This window comes from Neptuniibacter sp. QD48_11, from assembly GCF_047778095.1.
Lineage (GTDB): Bacteria > Pseudomonadota > Gammaproteobacteria > Pseudomonadales > Balneatricaceae > Neptuniibacter.
The window spans coordinates 2,903,619-2,930,569 of sequence record NZ_CP180551.1; the positions used below are offsets into that span (position 1 = coordinate 2,903,619).

Sequence of the window (26,951 nt, forward strand, 5' to 3'; positions counted from 1 at the left end):
AATGACTATTTAAAATTCCCAAACTATTTCAATCGCTGTTTAGGATGCTTCTTCCCTTAGCCTGTACGGTTTTTCACTGACTTTAGCAGGGTTTAGCCGCGCTTCGCTCGCCTTACTTCGCCCTATTAAGCAACCAGAAACCAAACCCTGCACAAATCAGAATTGGAATAATAACCGCGACAAACGGCGCAAAGCCAAATACGGCACTGGTTGGGCCAAGAATATCTTGGGTTAGCTTAAAGGCTAGACCGACAATAATGCCGGTAATCAAACGCTGACCTAAAGTTACGCTTCGAAGTGGGCCAAAGATGAAAGATACAGCCACTAGCACTAAAGCGAAAACAGCGAGCGGTAAGAGCAGCTTATTCCAGAAAGCTACTCGGTATTGAGAGGATGCTAACCCCTGTTCTTTTAGATATTCACTGTATGAAAGCAAACCACTCATCGATAGGTTAGTCGGCTGAACCATCACGACTTTCAATAGTTCGGGTGTTAAACCACTTTCCCATACTTCGGATTCTATCGTTGCCGTAGTCACAGACGATGTCGCAGGTGTCGCTCGATCTTCTGCCGATGGAAAACGGGTTTCACGAATATTCGTAAGCACCCACTTACCCTCTTCATAACGCCCTACTTTGGCATAGCTAGAGCGGGCAAGTGTCAGATCTTCATTGAACTCGTAACGACTTACACCGCGAACAGAACCATCAGGAATTACAGCATTGATATGCAGAAATGTACGCTCATCCCGGTGCCATACACGGCTAGCATCATTAATCGCTTTGCTGCCGGTTTGCGCTACTTGGCGGTGACTCTGTGCCTGCTGCTCTGTATGGGGAACAACAAATTCACCAAGACCTAATGCAAACGCAATAATCAGCAACACAGGCTTCATTACAGACAGGATAATCCCTAAAGTAGAGATACCTGCTGCACGCATAACCGTAAGCTCAGAACTTGAAGCAAGGATACCCAAACCTAACAGACAGCCGATCAGACTAGATAGCGGAATAAACTCATAAATACGACGCGGCAAGGTTAGCAGAGAATACTCAACCGCAGCAGCGAAGGTATAACTACCTTCAACATCTTTAAGCTCTTCCACTAGTGCAAACAACATATCTAGCCCTGCAACCACCAGCAGAACCACCAAGAAGCCACCTAAGACATGACGTGCGATATACAGATCTAATAGCTTCATGATGTTTTCTTACTCCATGGCATACGCAAAGTCGGCATAGGAATTTGGTTAAAGACCCGACTCCAGAAACGGCCAAAAACAATCATATTGAGCGCAAACAAAGCAAAGACGAAATGCACCATCCAGATAGCAATCGGCGCAGCTTCATCGTCACTCACTTTACTGGTCATATTGCTCAAAATCGTGAGGTATAGAAGGTAGATAATGATCGAGGGAACTAGACGTGCAAAGCGCCCCTGACGTGGATTAACACGGCTTAAAGGCACCGCCAACAGAGTCACCACTATCGCCAATACAGGTAACGATAAACGCCAGTTTAACTGCGCACGGTGCTTAGGCTCGTCTGATTCCCAAAGCACAGAGGTTGGAAGCGCCTCTACTTTGTCGTAACGAATCTCTTGGTTTTTACGCTCCACTTCAGAGCCGTAACGTTTAAAGCCAAGTTCTGTGTAATCGGCCTTACCCGGCACACCTTCGTAGCGGAAACCATCTTCTAAGACTAAGAATCGCTGATCTCGCTCAGTATCAGTCACCATACTGCCTGATTCAGCAAGAGTGATCTGTAAACGTTTAGTACTCTTATTCCGATCAGCCATAAAGACTAAACCTAGCTCACCATCCTTACTCACAGAATCGGTATAGGTAACTCGAGCACTGTTTTGATTTTTCTGGAAACGCCCCGGAACAAGGCTTTCTAGCTCACTGCGACTTTCTTGTTCATCAAATATTTTATTTGTTTCAGAAGCACCATAAGGAGAAACAAAAACAGATAAAACGCCGACAACAACAGCCACCAGCAGAGCCGGCCCCATGGAATAAGCCACTAATCGTTTCTGGCTCATACCGCAGGCCTCTAAAACCGTCATCTCACTCTCAAGATAGAGTCGACCATAACCCAGCAAGAAACCTAGAAATAAACCTAAGGGCAGAATCAGCTCAAGAAATCCCGGTAAGCGATACCCCATAATGGCAAACAACACACTCGGATCTAATTCACCAGCTGCGGCCTTAGAAAGGTATCTAACAAAACGCCCACTCATGATGATGACGAGCAAAACCGAACTCACCGCCAACATGCTGAGTAGCACTTCTCGAGATAAATAACGAAAAACGATCACTCTATGTCCCTACGAAACTGTTACCGACACAAAAATGGTTTATATTATGGGCCTTTACAGCGGAATTTATCTGTCAAAGCCTAGGTACTGAGTTTTAAAGTATCGGCATTATCCTTTAATCCGCACCTAATGTCTTGTTTAGACGGCTGCTGGCCGTGAGTTTGGAGCTAACATGGATTTTGAAATTGTAAATGGTGAGATTCAGTCACTAGAAACAGAATGTCTAGTCATCGCAGTTGAAGCTGATGGCAACCTATCCCCTGCAGCGAAAGCAGTCGACAGCGCCAGCTCTGGATACATCAGCGAAATCATCAACCAAGGTGATATCAGCGGCAAAACAGCACAAACACTTCTACTTCACAAAGTACCGGGCGTAACTGCTAAGCGTGTATTGCTGGTTGGTTTCGGTAAAGAAGAAGACCGTAACAACCGTAATCTACGTAAAGCCGTAACCGCGGTTATGGGCATCGTTAAAGGCACAGGCGTGAGCAGCGTAACATTTGCGCTAGATTGCAAACTAAGCGACGACGCTGATCAATACCGCCAACTTCGCCATGTGGTTGAATGGGCAGGCGCTGAGCTTTACGTTTATGACGAAACTAAGAGCAAAAAAGCGGACCCTCTAAAACTGGAACAGATTGCTCTAGTTGTTAACGATGGCGATGCAGAAGTTGCAGAGACAGCCCTTCTAGACGGTACAGCTATCGTCAACGGCATGAGCATTGCTCGCGACCTAGGCAACCTACCAGGCAACATCTGTACGCCTACTTACCTAGCCGAACAAGCACTAGAACTAGACGACGAATTTGAAAGCCTAACAGCAACCATCGTTGATGAAGACGAGATGGCTGAACTGGGCATGCACTGTCTACTTTCTGTAGGCAATGGTTCTGAGCAGCCTTCCAAACTGATTGTTATGGAATACAAAGGCGGCGAAGAAGGCGACAAGCCACACGTACTTGTAGGTAAAGGTATTACGTTCGACACAGGCGGCATCTCATTGAAGCCAGGCGCTGGTATGGACGAGATGAAGTACGACATGTGTGGTGCGGCAAGCGTATTCGGTGCAATGACTGCGCTATGTGAAATGGAGCTACCGATCAACGTTGTTGGTATCGTTGCTGCAGCTGAAAACATGCCAAGCGGCCATGCAACTAAGCCAGGCGACATCGTAACGACTATGTCTGGTCAAACTGTTGAGATCCTAAACACTGACGCTGAAGGCCGTTTGGTGCTTTGCGATGCCCTAACTTACGCAGGTAAATTTGAGCCAGCATCAGTTGTAGATATCGCAACACTAACTGGCGCGTGCATCATCGCACTAGGTCACCACGCTACTGGCGTACTATCTAACAACGACGATCTAGCACAAGAACTAATGCAAGCAGGTAACCAAGCAGCAGATAAAGCTTGGCAGCTACCGCTATGGGATGAGTTCCAAGAGCAGCTAGATTCTAACTTTGCTGATATTGCAAATATCGGTGGTCGCCCAGGCGGCACAATCACAGCAGCGTGCTTCCTATCTCGCTTCACTAAAGAGTACCGTTGGGCTCACTTGGATATCGCAGGTGTTGCTTGGCATAGCGGTGGTAAAAACAAAGGCGCTACAGGCCGCTGTGTTCCGCTACTAACTCAGTACCTGCTAAACCAATCAGCAGACGAGGAATAAGCCTCAGGCTTAGTAACCGATGACCAGTAAAGCTGATTTCTATGTACTACCTTCTAGCGACCCGGATGCCCGTGGTCGCTTCCTTTGCCGTTTAGTCGAAAAGATCCGTGCACTAGGGCACCAACTTTACATCCAAACAGCAAACGAAAGTGAAGCCAAGCATATAGATCAGCTGCTCTGGGAATACCGCCCTGAAGCATTTATTCCACACCAACTGGTAGGCGAAGACCTCCTAGCTGGCGTACAAATCGGCTGGGACCAACAACGCCCGCAGCATAAAGACGTATTCGTTAATCTGAATTTAGATATTCCTGAAGACGCACTAGGATTCGACCGAATCTTAGAAGTCGTCGTGCAAACAGAAGACGTCCTTACCTCAACTCGTAAGAACTACAAGCTGTATCAATCTAACGGCATCCAGATTGATATGCATGATATGCGCCCTAAGCCGAAGGCTTAGTATCAGGACGCCACTACGTGGCTAGAGGTCGCTTCGCTTTTAGGACGCAGCAAAGCTGCTAGAGAGCGCAATTTCGTTGCTAGAGAAAAACCCTTTATAGGAACTAAGGGATTAGTTTTTCATATTTCTAAGTAATACGATCCTCAATGACCATACCCCCGAATCATTTCGAATCTTCACAATACTTATAATTTTTTTAATCTTTTCCTCTAGTGGCGAAGCCACGTCCTCTAGCCATGAAATGGCGTCCTAAAAGGCGAAGCCGTCCTCTAGCAGCTTTGCTGCGTCCTGCCCTTCAAGCCACAACAGTCCCTTTACCACCAGACTTTTTATGCCCACGGGTTTCTTCAATCAGGAACTTCAGCCAGCGCATGTAAGGCGTACCACCTGTACCTTGCTGATCATTACAGCGCCGTGCGATGTATTTAATCGCCCAGTGATAATGCACTTCACGGAAGCAGGCCATCAGTTCTAACACAGCATCAAACTTATCGGAATTTGCCAGGGTTTTAACATCAGGCATAGCACGTACTTGCTCCAACATGACTCGATGATCGACAGGCATGTACTGACGCATATCGTACAAATGTCGGGTTAAGCGATTATCTTGGTGAGGGATTTTCATAAATTCCGTCAGCAACGGCATGATCGAGCTTTGTGCACCAGTTTCACCTCGATAGCTGATCGGATCTATATTCACACCTTCATAAACCACATCTTGGAATTGGCCGATGTAGGGGCGGAATTTAGAGAAATACAGCTCATCCGACATACGCTCAGGTATTCGTTGCAATACCTGAATAATCGACGTCATCGCCATAGCGATCTTATCGAGTGCGGCATCAACATCTCTAGGCTGGACCTCACCTTGCAGACTTAAAACCGCATCTAAAATATCAGCTGCCAAAGCCTCTATTTCGATATGAACCAAGATAAACCAATGCTCATCATAGAGATGAACAAAGTTCTGAATCGTATCGATATTGCCCAGTTGAACAGATTTACGAATATCAAACCTTCGCCAATTGAACAGCGCATAACCGTCGTAACTTAAGATGGGTGGTCGCTGCATCAGGTCAGCAATTTTGCATAAGGGGCGGGCTAGGTTAGCAGGTAAAGAGTGACAACTCGGTTGTCCTATTTGATTGATATAACCCGACGCGATAAAACCCAACCTAACATAGTAAAGGCACGCTTGCGGCCAGAGATCATCAGGGATATTTACATAAGGCCAATCGGGAACAAACACTCGACGCAGATAGTTTCGAGCATCCTTTTCTAATAACAGACTCGGTAACGAATTACCTACCGTATCCAGTACTGCATAAGGCTCCCCCAAAACCAATTCAGTCGCCGGATCCTGACAAGGTAAAAAACCGCGTGTGGCATAACATTGTTTCATGTTCGTACCTCCGCAATAACTTTGATACTTATAAGTATAGAAGTTGTAAAGGCGGGTGAAAGGCAGGCAAGGGACGGCTAGGTACTGCTAAAGACAGCTAAAGACAGCTAAAGACAGCGTAGATTATTTATAAATAGTTATAACCAACAGAGCATCACTTTTTACTCTACTCAATCTGATCTTCCCTGCTTTTAACTGCCCTTTTCATTCCTGCCTTTAGCTGTTTTTAGCCGCTCTGATCTGGGTTTAACCGCTTTAAACCTGTATAATGTTGGACTTTATGCGTGCTGCCCACGGCAACTCTCGGGCGGCCTAATTCGACAGATTTTCAGAAGACTCAGAGCGCAATGGATACGACTTACCAGCCGCACGAAATCGAGAAATCCTGGTACAAAACCTGGGAAGACAACAACTACTTCGCACCTCAAGGCGAAGGTGATTCTTACTGCATCATGATTCCGCCACCGAACGTCACCGGTAGCCTGCACATGGGTCACGCTTTCCAGCACACCATCATGGATGCTCTAACTCGTTACAAGCGTATGCAGGGTAAAAACACGCTGTGGCAGGTAGGTACAGACCACGCGGGTATCGCTACGCAGATGGTTGTTGAGCGCAAGCTTGCAGCTGAAGAACAAAAGTCTCGTCACGATCTAGGCCGTGATGCCTTTATCGAAAAGATCTGGGAATGGAAAGAAGAATCCGGCGGTACAATTACTCGCCAGATGCGTCGCCTAGGTAACTCTGTAGATTGGGCGAACGAGCGCTTCACAATGGACTCTGGTTTCTACCACGCGGTTCAAGAAGTATTTATCCGTCTGTACGACGAAGGCTTGGTTTACCGTGGCAAGCGTCTAGTAAACTGGGACCCTAAACTTCACACTGCGATCTCTGATCTGGAAGTTGAGAACAAAGAAGTCAAAGGCAAGATGTGGTACCTACGTTACCCACTAGCTGATGGCGTAAAAACTGCGGCTGGCGAAGACCACATCGTTGTAGGTACGACTCGTCCAGAAACAATGCTGGGTGATACTGGTGTTGCGGTTAACCCTGAAGATGAGCGCTACAAAGATCTGATCGGTAAAGAGATCGTTCTACCGCTTGTTGGCCGTCGCATTCCAATTGTTGGCGACGAACACGCTGACATGGAAAAAGGTACAGGTTGCGTAAAAATCACACCTGCTCACGACTTCAACGATAACGAAGTTGGTAAGCGTTGCAATCTACCAATGATCAACATCCTAACCTACAACGCTGATATCCGCGAAGAAGGTGAAGGCTTTAACACTGACGGTACGCCAAACAACGATATCGACACTAACATCCCGGAGAAATACCGTGGCATGGAACGTTTCGCGGCGCGTCGTGAAATCGTTGCAGATTTCGAAGCAGCTGGCCTGCTAGTTAAGATCGAAGAAAACGACATGACGGTTCCTTACGGCGACCGTGGTGGCGTAGTTATCGAGCCAATGCTAACTGACCAGTGGTTTGCTGATGCGAAGACGCTAGCAAAACCAGCAGTTGAAGCAGTAGAAAAAGGCGATATCAAATTTGTACCACAGCAGTACGAGAACATGTACAACGCTTGGATGCGCGACATTCAAGACTGGTGTATCTCTCGTCAGCTTTGGTGGGGCCACCGTATCCCAGCCTTCTACGATAACGAAGGCAACGTATACGTAGCAAACGACAAAGAAGCTGCTCGTGAAAAATACGGTCTAGATCCAGAAGTTGAACTACGTCAGGACGATGACGTTCTAGATACATGGTTCAGCTCGGCACTATGGACATTCGGAACACTGGGCTGGCCTGAAAACACTCAGCGTCTACAAACGTTCCACCCTACTGATGTGCTAGTAACAGGTTTCGACATCATCTTCTTCTGGGTAGCACGCATGATCATGATGACCATGCACTTCATGAAAGATGAAGACGGCAACCCACAAGTACCATTCAAAACTGTTTACGTTACCGGTCTGATCCGTGACGAAAACGGCGACAAGATGTCCAAGTCCAAAGGTAACGTACTAGACCCATTGGATATGATCGACGGCATCGAGCTAGATACGCTGCTAGAAAAGCGTTGCGGCAACATGATGCAGCCACAACTGGCTGAGAAGATCGGCAAACGTACTAAGAAAGAGTTCCCAGAAGGCATTCAGGCACACGGTACTGACGCACTGCGTTTCACCCTTGCGGCACTGGCTTCGACTGGCCGTGACATCAACTGGGATATGAAGCGCCTAGAAGGTTACCGTAACTTCTGTAACAAGATCTGGAACGCTGCACGTTACGTGCTAATGAACACTGAAGGTGAAGATTGCGGCCAGAACGGCGGTGATGTAGAACTTTCTCTAGCAGATCGCTGGATCGCTAGCCGTCTACAAGCGGTAGAAGCTGAAGTGGTTAAGCACTTCGATGAGTACCGTTTCGACATGGCGTCTAAGTCACTATACGACTTCATCTGGAACGACTACTGTGCATGGTACCTAGAGCTGTCTAAGCCAGTATTGTGGGACGAAGACGCTTCGGAAGCTGCTAAGCGCGGTACTCGCCGCACCCTAGTTCGCGTATTGGAAGCAATCCTACGTCTTGCTCACCCAATCATGCCGTACATCACAGAAGAGATCTGGCAGCAGGTTAAAGGTCTAGCCGGTGTTGAAGGCGACACCATCATGACTCAGGCTTACCCTGTACCAAGCACTGACAAGATCGATAGCGATGCTGAAGCAGAGATCGAATGGCTACAAGGCGTAATCACAGGTGTACGTAACATCCGTGGTGAGATGGGTATCTCCCCAGCTAAAGAGCTAGACGTACTGTTCCAGAACGGTGGTGACCTAGACAAACAACGTCTAGAAGCAAACCGTACCTTCCTATCTAAACTAGCATCGCTAAGCAGCATCACATGGCTAAATGCCGGTGATGAAGCACCAATGGCAGCAACTCAGCTAGTGGGCGATATGGAAGTATTGGTACCAATGGCCGGCCTAATCAACAAAGACGCTGAACTTGCTCGTCTACAGAAAGAACTAGACAAGCTACAGAAAGAGATCAGCCGTGTTGAAGGTAAGCTAGGTAACGAGAAGTTCGTATCTAACGCACCAGAAGCGGTTATCGCAAAAGAGCGTGAGAAACTTGCAGGCTCTCAAGCAGCATTCGACAAGCTGAAAGAGCAATACGGTAAGATCGAAGCGCTTTAAGACAGATCGCTACGCTTCTAGCACGCTTCGCGCTTAGGACGCGGCTGCGCCGCTAGAGTGGTTAGAAAAAGCTTAAAATACAAAGCCCAGACTTAGGTCTGGGCTTTTTTATTTTGTCATTCCAGCGAAGGCTGGAATCCAAGGTTTTCAGCCGCAAGTATAAGAAAGCGAAACCTCGAGCAATTATTTTTACCTTCCTTCGATCAGAATTCTGCGCCTTAGCGTACCTTCAGGGGCCAACTCAGACACAGCATTTAAGAAGCGCTGCCTCTCCTCAGAAGAAATAAAGTTCTTACCACCTGCTAGCCAAACCTCTTCATGATCCACCACCTTACCGATAATAATTGGCTGTTCAGCATTGAACATACCCAAAAGTGACAGCCCTTCATTGCATGGGGTATACCAAGCAACATTTTTCCTTTTTGATAAAACTCGCTTAACCAAGCGCGGATCATCAAAAGGAATCAAGTTCGCAAAATCCAGCTCTACCAACTTTCGTAGATGAGAAGACCCACGCCAAACCATAATCCCTTCGGCAAGCTTTGCTTCCTCAAAGGAATTCATAGGGCGAGTCGAAGAGATAAAGCAGATCGGCACTTCCCATAGCTTCGCCAACCAACTAAATCGCTCTTCCCGCTCGGTCGTACGGGTAAATGGGAAAAGAAGATATTTCTTAGATTTTTCCGTTTCTAAGACAGCACGGGACCACGGCACGATGCGGTAATCTATTGTTACTTCAGCTTTGCTCGCGGCTTGAGCAAAGAAATCCGGATAGATCCCCTCTATCATGCCCTCTCTTTTCTCCAAAAGACCGGACATCAACTCCGTAGAGATGAGCGTCACCCCTGAATGTTCGTCCGCCCACGCAGGGTTATTTACATTCAGTATCAAAAACAAAGAGAGACAGAGAGTTCTTATCTTCACTAGGGCTCCACCAATAGATCTACAAAAAGCTGTATGTAGTCTAGCAATGAAATGAGGGGCTCGCTTAAGGGCAGACCGCTACGCTTCTAGAACGCTTCGCGCTTAGGACGCGGCTGCGCCGCTAGAGTGGTTAGAAAAAGCTTTAAAAGCAAAAAAACCAGACAAGACAATTATCTGGTTTTTTTATTGTATGAATTAAAGGGCTTTGACCCCTTTAATTACTCAAGACTCAAAATAAACTTTCAGTTTTTTCTCTAGACTGTTTATTTTTGAGCTCTTTAAAATTATCGAGCAACATAGTTTCAGCTTCTGATAAACACTCTCTATCGAATAATTTAAAAACCAAATTATCGGGATACGAGTTTAGCCGCAATACTTTCTTTTTCATTTCAACATCATGGCCAAGTAAGACCTGATTAGCAGCTATTTTTGATTGCCCTTCTGCAATATCATTTTTTGACTGCCCAGCAACCAAAAGTAGACGTCCAAAATCAATTATGGCCCTAGATGCATGAATACTGCCGCCTTTAAGATCAGATTGAATCAAGGTAACTCCATAAGCAAGAGCTGCTTGAATTCTGTCTCTCGCTACAAAATTACCTCTTAACGCTTTAACACCATAGGCATATTCTGATAGAACAAGCCCCCCCTCATCTACAATTCTTTGACAGAGATCCCTATTCTCAGCCGGATACACTTTATCAAAATTCAGTCCTTGAGCTAAAACAGCAACAGTTTTAGAACCTGCTTTCATGCACGCTCTATGTGCGATTGTATCTACCCCTTTTGCCAAACCACTTACAATCACCCAACCTTTACTAGAAAACCAGCTAGAAATTCGATCCCCAATAATTTCTCCTGCTTCTGTAGGCTCTCTTGTCCCTATTATTGCAAGGGTTTTCTTTTCTAGAATATCAAGATCACCCGCATAAAACAGGAGCGGGGGAGGGGTTTCCATCATTCTAAGAATTCCGGGGTACTTGTCATCTAATACCGAGACTACTTTGTGCCCGAACCTTTCAGAAAAATCCAATTGCCTGTCCGCATAAGAAAGAAGCTCATCAATCTCATTATTTTCGGTAATTTTTTTTAAGACCGGCTGCTCCAGTAGTTCCTTAAGATTAGAAGTTCTCAGTTCTAATTCATTAGTAAACCTGAGCAGGGCCTTCGGCCCTACTCCAGAAATTCTACTGAGAGCTATAAGATTGTATGTTGCTTTAGTTACCACCTAGCTGATCCCTTCGGTATGGTCACACGGTTTCTCTTTATTAGAATAATTTTCGCAGCCCAAAAATTCACTATTATCCCTTCTATTCCTTCTTTTTGACAATCCGCCACCACACTTAGGGCAAGTCTTTACGATCTCTAAAATATTTTCTGTATGCTTACATTGGTCTTGATCGTCAAAGTACCCAACACAACTCCAGAACCGGCCATATTTACCTTTTCTGATCCTCATTCTACGACCACACTTCTCGCACTCTTTTGAGCCTTTATTAATACTAACTGTCTTTGCAAAGGAAAGACCAAGCGAACGCGAAACACCACATTGCTCTAATAATTCAAAAGACCTCTTTAATGTCGACCCAGTAGTGATCACATCATCAATGACGATAATTTTTTTATCTTTTAAAAAATCATTCCGCTTATATTTCGCTTTTATATCGTAATTATCTAGTAATTCCTCATATCTTGCATGCGCTCCACCGAGTGTCTTTAGGCTTTTACTGCCAACTGAAAATTCAAACAAATCTCCTATGAAATCAGCCTTCAGTTCAGATTCTCTGGCCATACGCTTCAACATATTTTCTAATCGCTTGTTCCCTCCTCTCTTGGCCGGAATTACAGTGACAATATCAAACCCATTTCGATTCCCATAAAAATATTCTGATATCTTATTAACGGCATGGATTGATAAATCGACAAGATATGAAGGTAAGCAATAGCTACCTTTATTCGTTTCTTTCTTATAGATTTCTACAGATAAAGGGTGTTTATCATGAAGATTAGCTGTTATTTCACTGCCTTGACTAAAATATCGACCCAAACAAACAGTTTGTATTTTGTCTCTGTCCTCAGCAATTATATTTCCATCCACATCGAGTGGAGCAAAATAAAGTTGTTTTTTATGAAATGAGAAATTTTTATTTTCAGCACAACGATCTGCAATCAAATTAATATGTTCAAAGTCATCTAAATCATCAAGCAGACTTTCGGAGCTAAGTATAGAAGCTGGCATAATAGAGATAGGTGCTTTCGACCCCCAAGAGATCATTACAGGCTTAACCTCAGCAGCATATGACGCTTCAAAGTCTATCCGCTCATCTCCTATATAGATAACTGAACTTTCAGGGCCTAGCCCTAGTTTCTCTACCGCAAGTTTTATTCCATCTGGTTCAGGCTTTGCGCCGTCTGGTGCGACATCATCGTAATAGACATAAGCATCAAACACATCTATGTCTAAATGCTTGATAATCTTTTCAGCATATTTCTTTGGCGAGTTTGTTACCAAAGCAATAGGAATTTCTTTTTCTTTCAAACCATCCAAAACACTTTCTGTTTTAGGGTATAGAAAAACTTTTGAAAGATTTTCATCATTAATCTGTTCAAAGTTACGATTATCTCTGATTTCTTTTAGAGCTGTCGTATTCGCCAATGTATTATCTAAATCGAATATAACTGCATCCACTTTAGTATTATTACGTTCCATATAATTCCTTAATAATGAAAAATAATTAAAGCAATTAAAGGGCCACAGCCCTTTAATATCTCTCACCAGAACATCAACGCCTTAAGCATTAATTTTATCCAATTTCTTAGCCGGCTCGGTCTTTACCTTTTTCTCTGACTGCGAAGCAGTATCCTGATCAAATGCAGACCCAGTCTGTGTTTGCGTAAAACGCTTTGAAAGCACCACCTTAATTTCTTCAGGCTTGTAACTTCGTTTCGCAGGTACACGGATTAGAGGCAGATTGGAGTCTTGGCAGACGTTATCTAAAAGCTGGTCACGCTGTTGGCGTTTTTTCTGATTGTGGCTTTTGTCATCTAGCTCGATAGCGTAAACAGGCTTGAGTGTATCGGCGGTGCAGATCACATAGTCGAAGTGTTTGGCTTTGATGGGATTAAAAGCCTTCTGCCATTCACTGCGGTTTTTAGTTGGGTTTGGCTCAACAATATCCGCGACTCGAACTTTGCCAAATACGCGGTGCTGCTCAGGATCAATACATTGATCCAACACACCTAAGAACGAGCGCTCAGCTTCTGTGAATAGGGTTTTCTTTTGGCGATAACCTAATGTGTTATCTGAAGAGTCACTGCTCTGCGCAGCAAATTTCTTTAAAAAGATCAGTGCGACAAACATCAACACTGCAAAGATCAAAATCCATTCCATCGTCTTTCCTTTTGACGAAGATAATCCACGGCCCACTTGGCCTCATTTCAATCAAGAATGCCTATACATTAGCGTTTATACAACTACACAAATTGATAAGGATCAGTTGAAGGAGGGAAAGGAATGATAAATAAAGATGAGGTAATTTATGACGGCCTGATCGTTTTTCAGCAAAAACTAGATTCCAGCCTTCGCTGGAAAGACAGCGGTTTGAAGATATCCCAATGCCTTCAAACGAGTTAAAACGCTTTCCCTCTAGCCGCGAAGCGGCGTCCTAACCACTAAAAGGCGAAGCCTGTATAGCCTTAGCATATCGCTTATCTTCCGCGCTTATTATCATTTATCTCTCCATAGAATATTTTGCGGGAATCCTTTCCCTCAGTTTCTAAAATGTAATACGTAGATGATTGCTCATTTTTATCAGTAAAGAAGATACGCTCTCGCCCATCTTGCTCTTTCTGATATATCGCAAAATAGCTTTCGTGTTCTAAGTAGTCAGTTGAAACAACACTTTCCGACAATACTAACTTTGCTTGTACAATATCCTGATTTTCTGGCTTGCGAGTCCCATAAAGTTGATCAAGATACTCTTGGGTAGTTATGTCCCACAGTTCGATCTCTTCCTCAGCGCTAAGTACTTGAATGCTGACATAGCCTTCATCACTGTTTAATAACAGAAATTCGCCAATTGCTAGCTGATCGTTATTTTTAACATCTAGCTTGAGAGTAGTTTCTGCCAGAGGAATGTGAACAACTGCGTGTTGCAGGGGTGCAGTAGACGCGCATCCCACGAGCAGGATAGCGGAGGTTACGCTGAGAAAAATCCTTTTCCAATACAAGAACATCTAATCAAATCCTTTGATCTGTTTTTGATAAAGAGAGCCACATGCTAGGTGATTGATGGGAAAGAATCTATTAGTTAAATTCTTAAATGTTAGAAACTCCCTCCGCTTTTCCTCTAGCCACGCAGTGGCGTCCTCTAGGCGCAGCCGTCCTCTAGCCGCGAAGCGGCGTCCTAGCGACTAGCAGCGAAGCGTTCTCTAGCGTCTGCGTCCTTGTTATTCCTAACCACTAACCACTGTATTTAAAATAACAATCTTTGCTAAACTTCGTTATATCTGATCAAAAAGCAGGCAATCAATAATGAATGTATCACTCACTCCAAAACTGGAAGCGTTTGTGAAATCAAAGGTGGAAAGTGGCAGTTATAACTCCTCTAGCGAGGTTGTACGGGAAGCTTTGCGTTTACTCGAACAAAGAGATTCCGAAGAGCAGTTAAAACTAGAAACTCTTAGAGCAGAGATTCAGAAAGGTTTGGATTCCGTCGCTGCAGGCAAGGTAAGAGACGGCAGAGAAATCTTTGAGGAAATTAAGAAACGGAAGTTCTAAGCATGAAAACATACAGCTTTACGGATGAAGCAGTGGCAGATTTGGAAGGAATCATCGAGCATAGCCTCAGCGCTTGGGGGCAACACCAAACACGACTCTACATCTCTGAATTAGAGCAACTCTGCGAAAACTTATCCAACACACCATTTATTGGTCAGCCCTGTAATGAACTTTCCTTAGGTCTTCGTTTGTTCCATTTCAGAAGCCATACCCTGTATTACACTCAATCTGATAACGGGATATGCATTGCCCGAATCCTGCATAAAAAGATGAATACAGATCTGTATTTTTGAAAGTTCTGATCTTGAATTAAAAAAGCTGAAACCTGAGGGCATCAGGTTTCAGCTCAAAACATCCCTGTAATAACTTGAACTGGCTTTCCTCTAGCCACGCAGTGGCGTCCTCTAGGCACAGCCGTCCTCTAGCCGCGGAGCGGCGTCCTAAAAGCGAAGCGTTCTGCCCCTAAACTTTCCTCTCAGTACACTGGTCTACTAGATAGACAATGGACTGGTAATCAATGCCTGAATGATGGCTTAGACCGATTTCGCAGGTACGGCTGGTTGAGTAGCCGCTGCTGCAGCCTTCAACTTGATCCGCTAGTGTGTGTAGTGCTGATTCATTCAGTTCTGGTGTGGTAAAGCCTTTGTCACCGGCAAAACCACAGCAGGTAATCTGATCTGGAACTACAACATTGGTGCTGCAGGCGTTCATCACTTCAACGATTTTTTGATCGAGACCTAAGCGACGTGCCGAGCAGGTTATGTGAAGGGCAACTTTGTCATCCACAGGGTTGAAGTCCAGCTTATCCATCATAAAGGTGTGAATGAAATCGACCGGCTCATACAGTTTGATACGAGAATCTAGATTCTCTTTTAGCTGCATCGTACAAGGGCTGGTATCGCAGTAAACAGGGATCTCTCCGCCATTACTCGCTTCGAGCAGCATATCCACTGTTTCAGCAGCTTTAGCTTCGGCCTGATTAAACATGCCTTTACTCTTAAAGGGCATACCGCAGCATTGCTCTTTCAGGTTTTGTGGATAGATAACCTCAAAGCCTGCTTTGCGTAACAGCGTTTCCGTTTTGTCCACCAGCGAAGTTTGCTCTTCTGCGCCACGCGCTGGGCCCATAGTACGGCTAGCACAGCTTGGTAGGTAAACCACTTTTAGTTTGTTTCCTGAGGTATTGGTTGGCTGAGCTGGTTGGCGCTTTTCAGTCTCCAGTTTAGGTGCCGGTGTCGGCATCTCTGGACTCCAGTAACCAATCTTATTGCCAGATAGTTTACGCGCGGTACGCGTTACCGCCCCCATTGCTTTACTACCCAGCAAGCCGTGACTCATATCAGCTACACCAAAGGCGGTTTTCGCCGCTTTGGTAACCGTACCAAAGTTATTAGCTATCCATTCGGACATCCCTTCACGACTGGCGTGACGCTCGTGACGAAGTTGTCGAACCAAATCACCGGTATTGATGCCTACAGGGCAAACCGTTGAGCACAAGCCACAGCCCGCACAGGTATCTACTGCCATATAGTCATATTCATCAGCGAAAGCTTGCTGGTTTTCACCCTCTAACAACGCCAGTTCGCGCTTGCCGATAATACGTTGGCGCGGGCTGAGTGTTAGGTTTTTCGATGGGCACATACGCTCACAGAAACCACACTCGATACACTGATCAACAATATCGCTAACGGCTTTCATCGGCTTCAGGTTACTGATGTGCAGTTTTGGATTTTGCGTGATCATAACATCTGGGTTTAGGATGCCCTGTGGATCAAAGATACGCTTGATCTCCAGCATGGCGCTGTAGGCTTCATCACCCCACTCCTTCTGTACGAAAGGTGCCATATTACGACCGGTGCCGTGCTCAGCTTTTAGAGAACCATCGTATTTGTTAACAACGACATCGCAGACTTCATCGATAAAGCGCTCGTAACGATCGACCTCTTCTTTACTGCTAAAGCCTTGAGAGAAGATAAAGTGCAGGTTGCCATCTAAAGCGTGGCCGTAGATAACACCGTCATCGTAACCAAACTTCTGCATCAACTGCTGAAGATCCACCAGCGCATCCGCTAGCGTTTCGATTGGGAAAGCGACATCTTCGATCAGTGCTGTTGTACCTTTCGGACGCGTCGCACCCACCGCAGGGAAGATTCCTTTACGCACATTCCAGTACGCCTGATATTCCGCTGGCTTATCGGTAAAGCTGGCAGGTACAACCAATTCGAGATCGTCGATCTCAGCAAGAATCGTCGCGATATGGTTTTCTAGAACCTCTTGCTCATCGGCTTCGGCTTGCACCAAGATCGCTGTCGCACCTTCGGGTACGCCTTGGATATAACTTGGTACACCATCCATGTGTTGTACCGCTTTAAGCGCAAAGTAGTCGATCATCTCTGCCGCAGATACCGGCGTTTTATTTAGCTTAAAACGCGTTACCGCAATGCTTGCTGTACGGATATCTGGGAAGACCAAAAATGCAGAGGCTTTCAGCGGGTACTTACGAATCGTGTTGTGAGTGATCTCGGAGATAAAGCCCAGCGTACCTTCTGATCCAATCATCAAGCGCGCAATCATATCGATTGGATCATCCCACTCGATTAGAGAGCGTAAGCCATAACCGGTGGTGTTTTTAACTTCATATTTTCGCAAGATACGTTTGCTTAACGCGGTATTACTGCGCAGCTTTTTCGATAGCGCTTCTACGTCGGCAATCATGCCTGCATGACTCACGCGAAACGCTTCACGACTCTCTTCTGAGCCTGTATCCAGTACAGTGCCGTCTAACAGAACAAAGCGAGCTGAATCCATAACACCGTATGTGTCCATAGAGTTCATGCCCGCCGCATTGTTAATAGCGATACCACCCACAGTAGCCGCATCGATCGACGCTGGCATTGGCGCAAGTTGGCGTTCTAGAGGTGCTAAATAACGGTTGGCATCGCCTCCCAGCACACCACACTGCATGCGGATCTTTTTACCTGACTCAAGAATCTCATAATCTTTCCAATCCGGTGTTAAGGAAAGCATGATCGAATTGGTAATGGACTGACCTGACAGGCTGGTGCCAGAAGCACGGAACGTAATCGGCAAATTCAGTTTTGTCGCTAAAGCCATCAGACGGATCACTTCGGACTCTTCCGCCACTTGCACAATCACCTTCGGTAGCAAGCGGTAGAAGCTTGCATCCGTACCATAAGCAAGGGTACGAAGGTAATCAGTAATAATCCGCTTTTCCGGAATAAACTTAGCGGCTTCAGCAATAAATTCTTGGTATTTATCCTGTTCCTGCATGATGCGATCCTGTCAGTTGAGCTTATGGGAACCTACTGATAAGTCTCATACTTTCTCAGTGAGCTATAAAACGACCAGATACGCGAAAGTCAGTGCAGCGAAATGTCTGGACCTTTTCAAGCTGACTGACAAAGTAGATGGTCGTTTTAGAGCCCACCCTACGGGGCTTACAGAGCAACCGAATCACTTTGTTAATGATTTTCGACAGGCAACCAGCATGCCTGTAATCATTGCCTCGTGCTTCAATTGCTCTTTAAGCCTGTACCCAAGGGGCATAGCAAAGTCGTATAGGACTTATTCGTAGGTTCCCTAGTTATTATGGTTTTGAGATAGGTTAGCTCAAACGCTATAATTAAATTAGCGTGCACAATCGAATTTAATTGATTCCAAATATTAAACAATAAGACCGATATGAATAATCTGGATGATATGCTGCTGTTCGCCCAAGTGGTGAAACTCAAGTCTTTCCGCGCGGTCGCGGAACAAAGAGGCGTAGCGAGCTCTGTAGTGAGCAAACATATTTCGCGGCTGGAAAAGCATTTAGGCGTGCAGTTGCTAATCCGCACCACACGAAAGTTGAACCTTACAGAAGCCGGTGAAGAGTTTTATCACCACTGTCAGCAACTAGAGAGTGGTGTGGCGCTAGCCGAGCAAGCAGTGTCTCAACATGCTGAGCAACCTCAGGGCCTTTTACGTATTGCTGCACCGATGATTTCGGGTCAGTTCTTCCTTCCTGCCGTCGTCGATGAGTATCTAAAACGCTATCCAGATATGAAGGTTGAGATGGTAATTAAGGATAGCTTTCAAGATCTGATATCAAACGGTTTTGACCTCGCAATTCGTACCGGTACTTTATCCGATTCAACCTTGCGTGCCCGTCTTTTAGTGCAATCCCGTTGGTACGCTTATGCTTCACCAGAGTATTTAAAAGAACAAGGCACTCCGACAAAAGTTACCGATCTAGAAGCGCACAACTGCCTGCAGTTTAAATATCAAGAAACCGGCCCCCATGACTGGCCAATCACGGTGAAAGGCCAGCCCGATCGTATTAAAGTAAATGGCCGTTTTCAGGCAAGCTCTCTTGTTACCTTAAGAGAATCCGCGATTGCCGGTACTGGGATTGCATTTATGCCTGTCTTCCTCGTCCGTGACGAGGTTGCCCGCGGCGAACTTGTCCCAGTATTACAGGAATGGGTTTACCGCGATGTCGGCATTTATGCGATCTACCCCAATATTCGCTACGTGCCCCGTAAGATCAGTGCCTTTATTGAGCTTCTAGCGGAAGCTTATGAGAAGCATTGCTGCGCGTTTCATTCGCAACGTTTTCATGAGTAATCGTCTCTTTCAACCTGATATTGGCAACTAAAATACCGACGACCACCACCGCAAAACCGCCCCAGTCGGCCATGGTGGGTACTTGTTCAAATAGAGGCCATGCGATTAGTGCTGCAGCGACCGGTATACCATAAAACACGCTGGCAACCTGGGATGCACTGTTTCGATTAATCAAGATATAGAGCAAGCTCACTGCCCCTAAGGATACGCCAACCGCCATCCAGAAGATGGCCAAAACTAGATCAAGATGCCACTGCATCTGCATCGTTTCAAATTGAAACGCTAACAACAGCATCACGGGAACCGTACCTAATACCTGCAATGCTCCACCGCTGATCAAGTGCATATCGGCACAGTGCTTTTTCTGAATTAACTGCCCTAGCGACAACCCCAATAACCCAAGTAGAGCCCAGATTAGGGTCGTCCAGCTAATCCCTTCAACAGCTAGCCCATCAGCGACAACAACTGCTACACCACTGATACCTATCAGCAAACCAAGCCAGCGCCAGCCAGTGACCTGCTCTTTCAGATATGGTCCAGCCAGCACTGTGACTAACAATGGCTGCAACGCAATAATCAAGGCACATACGGCTGGCTTCATACCCAAATAAAGCGCATAAAAAACGCCTACCGAAAATAGCCCCTGCATTAAGATTCCGGTTACTATAATCCACCCAGGATTTTTTGGCCAAGGTGCACTGAGTAATACCGCACCCAATGCAAGCAAGCCACCCGCAATAGCAAAACGCACAGCTAAAAAGGTAAACGGTTCGCTGTAACCTAGGCCAAGTTTTGCCCCAACGAATCCGGAGCCATACACCGCTATAAATAGCAGCATCAGTATGATGTTCTGATTTAGATAAACTTTCATATTGCCTCCTTAACTATGCCTCTAGAAAAACCTGTACATACCAGTAGGTACAATTTATATTTCAAAAAAAGCCTGTGATTAAACAGGCTATTTCTCAACGATTTTTAGTTCGTTTTCAGTGCTGCCAACATATCTAAGAAACTCTCGCAGACATCACCCACCGTATCATCTTGCTGCACCGCTCGCCCTACAACAAAACCGCCCTGTAAGACACTCAAGGTTAACTTTGCTAAAGCTTCTGGTTTATGGATCTTTACCAATGCACCAGATGCTTGCGCCTCGGTATAAATAGCTGTGAAGCGTTTATGCATTGTGGAGAAATAACGCTCCAAAGGTGCTAACAGCTGTTCATCTTCGACCGAAGGGTCTTGAACGATTCGCCCCATACGGCAGCCCTTCAACGCATGTCGTGGCAATCTTAAATAAGCACTGACTTGAGCTAACCAATCCCCATCCGTTTGCGCAATGATCTGATCAAACTCGGCTATCAGGTCATCTGTTCGGGATTCCATCGCAGCAATCGCCAGATCCTTCTTGCCTTTAAAATGGTGGTAGAAACTACCTTTACCCACACCACTACGCTCTAACACCTGATTAGGACTAGTAGCATCATAGCCCCGCTCCCAAAGCAGTTGCTTCATGGTATCAATCAATAACTCGCGTGTAGCTGCCATAACTTAGTGTGCTCAATATTTAAGTAACAAACATACTAGTAGGTACAGAAAGTAATTTCAAGCTTACGGATAACTACAGCTTATTACGAACCATAGATTCCAGCCTTCGCAGGAAAGACAACGACTGTAGATCATTACTCTAAAGCCATGACATGGAGCTTTCTAGGCGCAAGCAGCCTTTCTTTTTCTCTAGCTGCGTAGCAGCGTCCTCTAGGCGAAGCCGTCCTCTAGCCACGTAGTGGCGTCCTATCTTTACTCCGTTGCCGCCTTCGCAAACTTACCTAAAGCACCTGAAACTTTGTTTAGTACTTCATCGCACCCTTGAATATTATGGCGCTTAGCTAAGTGAGCTGGATCGTTATAACTTAACCAAACAGTACCTTCAGCATCTTCCCAGATCAGTGCTTTCTGCGGCAGGTCGATCGCAACACTTTGTGCACAGAGCATCAATGGCGTGCCCACCTTTGGATTGCCAAATAGAACCAGTTGAGTATCTCGTAGTTGCTTACCAATTTTCTCAGCACCCGCACTATGGTCGATACGGGCAAAGACGGTCATACCTTTATCATTCAAAACGGTTTCTAATTTATCGGCCGTTTGAACCACGCTGTGCTGGCTTTTCACATTGACCATGCCATCTCCAGCTTGAACTGAAGCACTCATTGCAACGCCAAGAGCAACTGTACCCGCTACCGTACCTGTGATTTTTCCCATCATTTATCTCCCTATTCATAATCTCTAATCGCTTAGCTCGGACAAGCAAAATGGTGATTAATTCAATTTAGGCGATATATCAGGTTTAGCTATTTAAGATAGCGACAGGCATGGAGGGGAGAAAAACCTTTCAGAAGAATGTTAACTTTTACATTAGGTATTTACTGTAAATTTGTTCGTATTTGTCTGATGCTTTCACTTTGTCTAAGGCCGCTTGCCACCTTTCGATCACACTATCAGGAATCTCTTTTGAGCAAGCGATATAGAGAGGAAACTCCAGTAATTTAACCTTCGTTGGAACCAGTGAATCAGCTGCTTTATCTAACTGCTTTAAATAATAAGCAACACCTAGAGGACTGATACTAACAGTTAGTTCTGCACGATTTGAAAACAACAAACTAAATTGGCGATCTCTGGCAGAAAGCTTTATTACATTGGTAATACCTAACTCATCTACCTTATTTGCGACCAGCCCCTTATAAGGAACGGTGATGTTATTTGCCTTCTTAACATCATCAATCGTACGGTAAGTTTTGGTGTTATCTTTACGCTTGTAAAAGTAGATCGCTTCTTGGGATATGGGGCCAATCCATTTGAACTTAGCTTCCCTTTCCGGTGTTCGAAACAAAGAGAAGTACATCACATTAGGCAAGGTGTCCAACATCCGATCACCTCTGGCACCGGGATAGATCGAAATGGGATACTCTTCGCCCAGCTCATCCATAATTGCCTGGACAATCTCTATTGAGAACCCTTTCAGTTCACCATTTTCTTCATAATTGTATGGCGCCCAATCCTCAGTAATAACTTTTAAGTCGGGCTGAGCCAGAGCTTGATAGCTAGAGAACGAAACAATCCAGATCAGCATTAAGCGCAATAAAGCGACTTTTATCTGCGCGAAATTTATGTTCACAATGATGGAGTTACAGTTACACATAAGCTCAATTTATTCTTATTAGGTGAGTAACGAATTAAAGTATAGACGCTTTCCTAGACTGCTTATGCCCGCGGAGTTTTTCACTCACAGGAAAGATCAGGCAAGGTTAGTTTAACGAGCAAACCTGGCTCATTATTGTGCAAACTGATGCTGCCACCTAAGACAACTGAGACCAGGTTATAGACTCTATAGAGGCCAAGGCCTGACGTACCATGTCCCATTTTAGATGAGAAAAATGGATCAAAGGCGTGCTCTTTAACCTTCTCATCCATACCTTGACCATTATCAGAAAAATCGATTTCAACACCTGATTTTCCCTTAAACACGGCAAGCTCAATTAGGCTGCCCTCTTCTAGCTGAGCGTGGTTCAGGCTGTTCTCTAAGAGACTTACTAAAATTTGTTCGAGTGCTTCTTCATTACTACAAATCCTTAGGTCTGGAGGGACGTTATTAGCTAATTCGATATGTCTCTGTTTACAACGATGCAAATAAGCACCAAAAACCCCTTTAGCAATGCTATGAAGAGAGAAACTTCGGGTAACTTTTGTTTTGGTATCACTTGATAGCTCTTTAAAGCGATTAATCAGATTAATGCTTCGATTGAGATTGTGATCCATCAAAGCAATCGATTCCGCTTCTGTTTCCAAATATGCACGAAGTTGAGACTGACTCAGGCTGCTGTTATCAAAAGAGTGTTGTAACTCTTCCAAATTATTTTGTGCTGTCGTTAATCCTAAGAGAATATTCCCTAAAGGAGAGTTCAGTTCATGCGCTACACCAGAAACTAAACGCCCAAGCCCAGCGAGCTTTTTGGCTTCAACTAGCTGCTGAAGTGTTGATTGCAACTCCTCGTGAGCCCGTTTTAATTTGAGATGATGATCTTTTTCAGCTTGCTCAGCTTTTACACGATCAGTTATATCCTGAAGCGTTTCGATGGCACCTACTGTATTTCCGTCAGTATCTAGCAACGGCGAGGCATTAAAGTGGAGCCAATGCCCAGAAGGGCCGATGTTGGGGAAAAGATCCTCAGCTTCACAGGCGCCGTTTATCAAACTCGATACAGCAAAGTTATATCCGTAGTACCCCTGTATCTTTTCAGCGGGTGCATTATCCACAACAAGATCGGCCATAGTCGGCCTTGATTCAGCATAGAAGCCACGCCAACTATCATCACGTCCAATTGCTTCACTCGCAGGCACACCAGTCAGCGCCTCACAAGCTTTATTCCAATGGGTCACCTTGTGCTCTTTATCGATCACAAAGGTTGCAATTGGGCTTCCTTGCAGTATTTGCGATAGTTGTTGTTGGCTAGCTTTCACCGCCTGCTGAGCATTATGTAGAAGCGTTAAGTTACGCCCTACACCGCGATAACCGGTAAAGTTACCTTCACGATCATAAGCAGGCTTACCACTAACCGAATAATGCTGAACAACACCATCATTCCCCGGCACTTCATATTCAAAATCGCGGAAAGGCAAGTGCTGTTCGTATCGCTCGATGTGGGCTTGTATCTCTTGATCAGTTAGACCCTGAATAGGCATCTCCCAACGTCGCTTGCCGATAAAAAGGCTCTGTTTACGTTGGAGCTTCTCGGTCAACATCCCCCAAAAGCGTACAAATCTGAATGATTCATCCTGCTCCCAAAACCAGTCGGAAGATAAGCCGGCAAAGTCGGATAGAAGCTCGTTCTCATCTTCTAACTCTTGGATACGCTTCTGTAATGCTTCTATGGATGGCGTTTTATCAGACATAACCACAGCTAATACAAATGGGGTGACTCAATTCAGAATAGTTAACGAACCGTTTATTCTCAAAAAACCAAAGCGTATTTCCGAGCGTCAACACTGGCGGTTGTTAGGTTGAACCTTTAAAACCCTATAACTACTATAAGGTTAAGAGGACAATAAAATGAAAATCGGCCAATTAGCAAAACGCACAGAATGTCAGGTAGAAACCATTCGCTACTGGGAGAAAGAGGGCTTACTTCCAGCTCCCTATCGTTCTGAAGGTAATTATCGGATCTACAACGAACAGCATCTAAGTCGTATTCTGTTTATCCGTAACTGCCGTAGTTTAGATATGAGCCTTCATGAGATACGAACATTGCTAGCCCTCAAAGATCAACCGTCTGAAAGCTGCCACGATATTAACGATCTAGTCGATAGCCATATTGAGCACGTTGTTAAACGTATCCAAGCCCTCACATCTTTAGAACAAGATCTACGCTGTTTACGCCAACGTTGTGAGACGGAGAGCGATATCGAACACTGTGGCATACTTGAGGGGCTCTCCTCCGATAAACCCCATACCGAACCAGACACTGACACACATATTAGCGGTCTACACGGCCATTAAAGCTACGATGACGAGACTTTCTTGACCCTGTAGTGGCTATAGGCTTTTTAATTACCTTAGAACTTTTTTACACGATGTCGCTTTGAGGAAAAAACAATGGCCGGTAGCTGCTGTAATGCAAACCATACTAAAAGTGCATTAGAAGATGGGCGCTTTCGAAAAGCCCTATGGATCGCCCTGTTGATCAATGCCAGTATGTTTATTATCGAGATCATCGCTGGCTTGAATGCATCTTCAGCATCTCTACTCGCTGACGCGATCGATTTTCTAGGCGATTCCGCAAACTATGTCATCTCACTGTCCGTTCTTTCTATGGGCATGTTATGGCGATCGAGAGCAGCCCTGATCAAAGGGTCAACCATGCTCCTGTTTGGCATAGCCGTTTTGCTAAAAGTACTATGGGATGCGTTTAATGGCCAAACTCCAGAACCAGTCACTATGGGCATTATTGGCTTACTAGCATTAGTAGCAAATGTAACTGTCGCTATCATGCTTTATACATTCCGCAGTGGCGATGCTGATATGCGATCTGTATGGCTATGTAGTCGAAATGATGCCATTGGCAATGTTGCAGTGATGATCGCTGCTGCGGGTGTATTAGGTAGTGGGCAAGCATGGCCAGATCTTTTAGTAGCAACCATCATGGGCCTATTAGCCACCAGCTCGGGTATCAGCGTCATAAAACAAGCAAGAATGGAAATAAAGTCTCAAGGGACCAACGCTTGTCCATAATTTATAATTAGGAAGTCCGCACTAAGCTGACTAGGTTATATCCCCACAAACATAGTCAGTTTAAATCCACAAACAGCGTTGTTATGCTCAAGCCTCTAAAAATTGTTTAACTATCCAGTAGGCTTTGTGTGAACGCACCTTCTTACCAACCCAATGGCCGTCAAAAACGGCTCGATACCGCAACTGACGCATTTCTCGATACGATCGTTGATTTTATCGTCTACCGAATTTTTCGTAAAAAGCCTGCGCAACTGAAGTTTGATGTTGCTCCAGAACAGTTCGATGCGTTAAAGCTGGCCTGCGCTACTGAATGGGCTGAGCTGCTTAGAGAGCGAGAAAAAGCCAAAAAAGCCTGTGACCGTCGTTTGCTAATAGGTTTTATCGCGTCCCTAGCCTGTGCAGTCATTTCTATTGTGGTATTTATTGGTGGTGGCCTCTTTTTAGCGATCATCCCGCTGCTAATTGCAGGGTTTAAAGCCGCTAAATTCAAACAAGACTTCAATCACCATTTTGCTGAAAATTTACTGCCAAAAATCCTCGATCATCTAGACGGATTTCACTATGAGCGTCACGGAATTATCCCGCTGGACTCAGTCCGAGATAGCCGCATACTACCACCCCATCAAGAAGAATTGACCATACAAGAGGATTATCTCCGAACAGAGATTGGGGCTGTCACGGTGGAAATGGTGGAGTGCCAGTTAAACCGAATGAAAACTGATGCCAAAGGAAATACAAGGAAGAGTACCGAATTTAAAGGGGTGATCCTGAATATGACGCTGCCACACACCTTCCCTTCTCGTGTGATCTTGCAAGCAAATTGGGGGAAGGTACTCAGCTTTTTCCAACAGAAGCCTATGGATAAAGATCAGCGTATCACTATAGACAACAACCCCTTTGGTAAGGATTTTCATATTTATGCGGAAGATGAAGAGCATGCTAAGCAGATCCTGACACCAGAATTCTTACAAAATTACAAAAGGTTTAGTGATAAGCTGGACGTTGCAGGAACAGAGATGAGCCTGTTTGGTAATCAGTGTGTCATGCTGCTTCATCGCCCCAAAGATCTCTTTATGCCACCTAATCTTCACGGTGAAATCTGTGAAGAAACGGTACTTTATCCAATGTTACAAGAGATCGAGATGATCGAGGAACTGACGGTTATCGCACTCGAGGCTAGCGGCGCTTAACCTTCATAAATCCTGCATTCATATCAGCATAAAAAGCCCTTTTTGTTTGCTTCAAAAAGGGCTTTTTTAATCCTTTGCTACAACTTAAAAGACAT

The 26,951-nt window shown here is 45.1% G+C and carries 23 protein-coding genes; 9 read left to right on the forward strand and 14 right to left on the reverse strand.

The window, feature by feature from the left end:
- Window positions 1-112: 112 nt before the first annotated feature.
- Together lptG and lptF are read right to left on the reverse strand one after the other, a co-directional pair.
- Complete coding sequence (lptG, locus tag ACMXYU_RS13550) at window positions 113-1,201, reverse strand: LPS export ABC transporter permease LptG (RefSeq protein WP_415899092.1); 1,089 nt, start codon at window positions 1,199-1,201, stop codon at window positions 113-115.
- Complete coding sequence (gene lptF, locus ACMXYU_RS13555) at window positions 1,198-2,319, reverse strand: LPS export ABC transporter permease LptF (protein WP_415899093.1); 1,122 nt, start codon at window positions 2,317-2,319, stop codon at window positions 1,198-1,200. The genes lptG and lptF overlap by 4 nt, the downstream gene beginning before the upstream one ends.
- Window positions 2,320-2,491: 172 nt before the next feature.
- On the opposite strand from lptF, the gene ACMXYU_RS13560 reads away from it, so the two are divergent.
- Window positions 2,492-3,988, forward strand: a complete 1,497-nt coding sequence (locus ACMXYU_RS13560; protein WP_415882268.1) for a leucyl aminopeptidase — start codon at window positions 2,492-2,494, stop codon at window positions 3,986-3,988.
- A gap of 19 nt (window positions 3,989-4,007) precedes the next feature.
- On the forward strand, window positions 4,008-4,448 hold the full coding sequence (locus ACMXYU_RS13565; protein ID WP_415899094.1) for a DNA polymerase III subunit chi: 441 nt from the start codon (window positions 4,008-4,010) through the stop codon (window positions 4,446-4,448).
- A 295-nt stretch (window positions 4,449-4,743) separates the two neighbouring features.
- Here ACMXYU_RS13565 and ACMXYU_RS13570 read toward each other — a convergent pair whose 3' ends face one another.
- Window positions 4,744-5,850 (reverse strand): hypothetical protein, encoded by a 1,107-nt coding sequence (locus tag ACMXYU_RS13570; protein ID WP_415899095.1) that lies wholly within the window; start codon window positions 5,848-5,850, stop codon window positions 4,744-4,746.
- 347 nt (window positions 5,851-6,197) lie between these two features.
- Between ACMXYU_RS13570 and ACMXYU_RS13575 the strand changes: the two genes are divergently transcribed.
- Window positions 6,198-9,053, forward strand: a complete 2,856-nt coding sequence (locus ACMXYU_RS13575; protein ID WP_415899096.1) for a valine--tRNA ligase — start codon at window positions 6,198-6,200, stop codon at window positions 9,051-9,053.
- A gap of 189 nt (window positions 9,054-9,242) precedes the next feature.
- Here ACMXYU_RS13575 and ACMXYU_RS13580 read toward each other — a convergent pair whose 3' ends face one another.
- The 5 genes from ACMXYU_RS13580 to ACMXYU_RS13600 form a co-directional block, all read right to left on the reverse strand.
- Window positions 9,243-9,977, reverse strand: coding sequence for a hypothetical protein (locus ACMXYU_RS13580; RefSeq protein ID WP_415899097.1), 735 nt, complete (start codon window positions 9,975-9,977; stop codon window positions 9,243-9,245).
- Between the two features lie 229 nt (window positions 9,978-10,206).
- Window positions 10,207-11,205, reverse strand: coding sequence for a DNA-processing protein DprA (locus tag ACMXYU_RS13585; protein ID WP_415899098.1), 999 nt, complete (start codon window positions 11,203-11,205; stop codon window positions 10,207-10,209).
- Window positions 11,206-12,687, reverse strand: a complete 1,482-nt coding sequence (locus tag ACMXYU_RS13590; protein ID WP_415899099.1) for an HAD-IA family hydrolase — start codon at window positions 12,685-12,687, stop codon at window positions 11,206-11,208. It abuts the gene before it with no gap.
- 81 nt (window positions 12,688-12,768) lie between these two features.
- Complete coding sequence (locus ACMXYU_RS13595; RefSeq protein ID WP_415899100.1) at window positions 12,769-13,368, reverse strand: DUF2726 domain-containing protein; 600 nt, start codon at window positions 13,366-13,368, stop codon at window positions 12,769-12,771.
- A 317-nt stretch (window positions 13,369-13,685) separates the two neighbouring features.
- Window positions 13,686-14,213 carry a hypothetical protein gene (locus ACMXYU_RS13600; RefSeq protein ID WP_415899101.1) on the reverse strand — a complete coding sequence of 176 codons (528 nt, stop codon included), beginning with the start codon at window positions 14,211-14,213 and terminating at the stop codon, window positions 13,686-13,688.
- A gap of 298 nt (window positions 14,214-14,511) precedes the next feature.
- Between ACMXYU_RS13600 and ACMXYU_RS13605 the strand changes: the two genes are divergently transcribed.
- Both ACMXYU_RS13605 and ACMXYU_RS13610 read left to right on the forward strand, forming a co-directional pair.
- Entirely contained in the window at window positions 14,512-14,757 is a 246-nt protein-coding gene (locus ACMXYU_RS13605) for a type II toxin-antitoxin system ParD family antitoxin (RefSeq protein WP_415899102.1), read from the forward strand.
- Between the two features lie 2 nt (window positions 14,758-14,759).
- Window positions 14,760-15,050 carry a type II toxin-antitoxin system RelE/ParE family toxin gene (locus tag ACMXYU_RS13610; protein ID WP_415899103.1) on the forward strand — a complete coding sequence of 97 codons (291 nt, stop codon included), beginning with the start codon at window positions 14,760-14,762 and terminating at the stop codon, window positions 15,048-15,050.
- A 169-nt stretch (window positions 15,051-15,219) separates the two neighbouring features.
- Here the strand turns inward: ACMXYU_RS13610 and ACMXYU_RS13615 are convergent, their stop codons facing one another.
- The gene (locus tag ACMXYU_RS13615) at window positions 15,220-18,048 is read right to left on the reverse strand and encodes an FAD-binding and (Fe-S)-binding domain-containing protein (RefSeq protein WP_415899104.1); all 2,829 of its coding nucleotides are present in this window, start codon (window positions 18,046-18,048) and stop codon (window positions 15,220-15,222) included.
- 411 nt (window positions 18,049-18,459) lie between these two features.
- On the opposite strand from ACMXYU_RS13615, the gene ACMXYU_RS13620 reads away from it, so the two are divergent.
- On the forward strand, window positions 18,460-19,383 hold the full coding sequence (locus tag ACMXYU_RS13620) for a LysR family transcriptional regulator (RefSeq protein ID WP_415899105.1): 924 nt from the start codon (window positions 18,460-18,462) through the stop codon (window positions 19,381-19,383).
- Here the strand turns inward: ACMXYU_RS13620 and ACMXYU_RS13625 are convergent.
- The 5 genes from ACMXYU_RS13625 to ACMXYU_RS13645 all read right to left on the reverse strand — a co-directional run bounded on the left by ACMXYU_RS13625 (window position 19,313) and on the right by ACMXYU_RS13645 (window position 24,330).
- The gene (locus ACMXYU_RS13625) at window positions 19,313-20,254 is read right to left on the reverse strand and encodes a DMT family transporter (RefSeq protein ID WP_415899107.1); all 942 of its coding nucleotides are present in this window, start codon (window positions 20,252-20,254) and stop codon (window positions 19,313-19,315) included. The two genes, ACMXYU_RS13620 and ACMXYU_RS13625, sit on opposite strands and share 71 nt — an antisense overlap.
- A gap of 104 nt (window positions 20,255-20,358) precedes the next feature.
- The gene (locus tag ACMXYU_RS13630; RefSeq protein WP_415882291.1) at window positions 20,359-20,928 is read right to left on the reverse strand and encodes a TetR/AcrR family transcriptional regulator; all 570 of its coding nucleotides are present in this window, start codon (window positions 20,926-20,928) and stop codon (window positions 20,359-20,361) included.
- Between the two features lie 252 nt (window positions 20,929-21,180).
- The gene (locus ACMXYU_RS13635) at window positions 21,181-21,645 is read right to left on the reverse strand and encodes a DUF302 domain-containing protein (RefSeq protein WP_415899108.1); all 465 of its coding nucleotides are present in this window, start codon (window positions 21,643-21,645) and stop codon (window positions 21,181-21,183) included.
- Window positions 21,646-21,790: 145 nt separating this feature from the next.
- Window positions 21,791-22,555: a substrate-binding periplasmic protein gene (locus ACMXYU_RS13640; protein WP_415899109.1), complete on the reverse strand. Its 765-nt coding sequence runs from the start codon at window positions 22,553-22,555 to the stop codon at window positions 21,791-21,793.
- Between the two features lie 104 nt (window positions 22,556-22,659).
- On the reverse strand, window positions 22,660-24,330 hold the full coding sequence (locus tag ACMXYU_RS13645; protein ID WP_415899110.1) for a PAS domain S-box protein: 1,671 nt from the start codon (window positions 24,328-24,330) through the stop codon (window positions 22,660-22,662).
- A gap of 157 nt (window positions 24,331-24,487) precedes the next feature.
- Between ACMXYU_RS13645 and cadR the strand changes: the two genes are divergently transcribed.
- The 3 genes from cadR to ACMXYU_RS13660 all read left to right on the forward strand — a co-directional run bounded on the left by cadR (window position 24,488) and on the right by ACMXYU_RS13660 (window position 26,856).
- Entirely contained in the window at window positions 24,488-24,934 is a 447-nt protein-coding gene (cadR, locus tag ACMXYU_RS13650) for a Cd(II)/Pb(II)-responsive transcriptional regulator (RefSeq protein WP_415899111.1), read from the forward strand.
- 96 nt (window positions 24,935-25,030) lie between these two features.
- Window positions 25,031-25,666 (forward strand): cation transporter, encoded by a 636-nt coding sequence (locus ACMXYU_RS13655; RefSeq protein WP_415899112.1) that lies wholly within the window; start codon window positions 25,031-25,033, stop codon window positions 25,664-25,666.
- A gap of 128 nt (window positions 25,667-25,794) precedes the next feature.
- Window positions 25,795-26,856, forward strand: coding sequence for a DUF3137 domain-containing protein (locus ACMXYU_RS13660; protein WP_415899113.1), 1,062 nt, complete (start codon window positions 25,795-25,797; stop codon window positions 26,854-26,856).
- The last annotated feature ends 95 nt before the right edge of the window (window positions 26,857-26,951 follow it).

Bases quoted from the DNA above. Each gene is read 5' to 3' on its own strand.
- lptG (WP_415899092.1), bottom strand. From the start codon at position 1,201: ATGAAGCTATTAGATCTGTATATCGCACGTCATGTCTTAGGTGGCTTC.
- ACMXYU_RS13560 (WP_415882268.1), top strand. From the start codon at position 2,492: ATGGATTTTGAAATTGTAAATGGTGAGATTCAGTCACTAGAAACAGAA.
- ACMXYU_RS13565 (WP_415899094.1), top strand. From the start codon at position 4,008: ATGACCAGTAAAGCTGATTTCTATGTACTACCTTCTAGCGACCCGGAT.
- ACMXYU_RS13570 (WP_415899095.1), bottom strand. From the start codon at position 5,850: ATGAAACAATGTTATGCCACACGCGGTTTTTTACCTTGTCAGGATCCG.
- ACMXYU_RS13575 (WP_415899096.1), top strand. From the start codon at position 6,198: ATGGATACGACTTACCAGCCGCACGAAATCGAGAAATCCTGGTACAAA.
- ACMXYU_RS13590 (WP_415899099.1), bottom strand. From the start codon at position 12,687: ATGGAACGTAATAATACTAAAGTGGATGCAGTTATATTCGATTTAGAT.
- ACMXYU_RS13595 (WP_415899100.1), bottom strand. From the start codon at position 13,368: ATGGAATGGATTTTGATCTTTGCAGTGTTGATGTTTGTCGCACTGATC.
- ACMXYU_RS13600 (WP_415899101.1), bottom strand. From the start codon at position 14,213: ATGTTCTTGTATTGGAAAAGGATTTTTCTCAGCGTAACCTCCGCTATC.
- ACMXYU_RS13605 (WP_415899102.1), top strand. From the start codon at position 14,512: ATGAATGTATCACTCACTCCAAAACTGGAAGCGTTTGTGAAATCAAAG.
- ACMXYU_RS13610 (WP_415899103.1), top strand. From the start codon at position 14,760: ATGAAAACATACAGCTTTACGGATGAAGCAGTGGCAGATTTGGAAGGA.
- ACMXYU_RS13615 (WP_415899104.1), bottom strand. From the start codon at position 18,048: ATGCAGGAACAGGATAAATACCAAGAATTTATTGCTGAAGCCGCTAAG.
- ACMXYU_RS13620 (WP_415899105.1), top strand. From the start codon at position 18,460: ATGAATAATCTGGATGATATGCTGCTGTTCGCCCAAGTGGTGAAACTC.
- ACMXYU_RS13625 (WP_415899107.1), bottom strand. From the start codon at position 20,254: ATGAAAGTTTATCTAAATCAGAACATCATACTGATGCTGCTATTTATA.
- ACMXYU_RS13630 (WP_415882291.1), bottom strand. From the start codon at position 20,928: ATGGCAGCTACACGCGAGTTATTGATTGATACCATGAAGCAACTGCTT.
- ACMXYU_RS13635 (WP_415899108.1), bottom strand. From the start codon at position 21,645: ATGATGGGAAAAATCACAGGTACGGTAGCGGGTACAGTTGCTCTTGGC.
- ACMXYU_RS13645 (WP_415899110.1), bottom strand. From the start codon at position 24,330: ATGTCTGATAAAACGCCATCCATAGAAGCATTACAGAAGCGTATCCAA.
- cadR (WP_415899111.1), top strand. From the start codon at position 24,488: ATGAAAATCGGCCAATTAGCAAAACGCACAGAATGTCAGGTAGAAACC.
- ACMXYU_RS13655 (WP_415899112.1), top strand. From the start codon at position 25,031: ATGGCCGGTAGCTGCTGTAATGCAAACCATACTAAAAGTGCATTAGAA.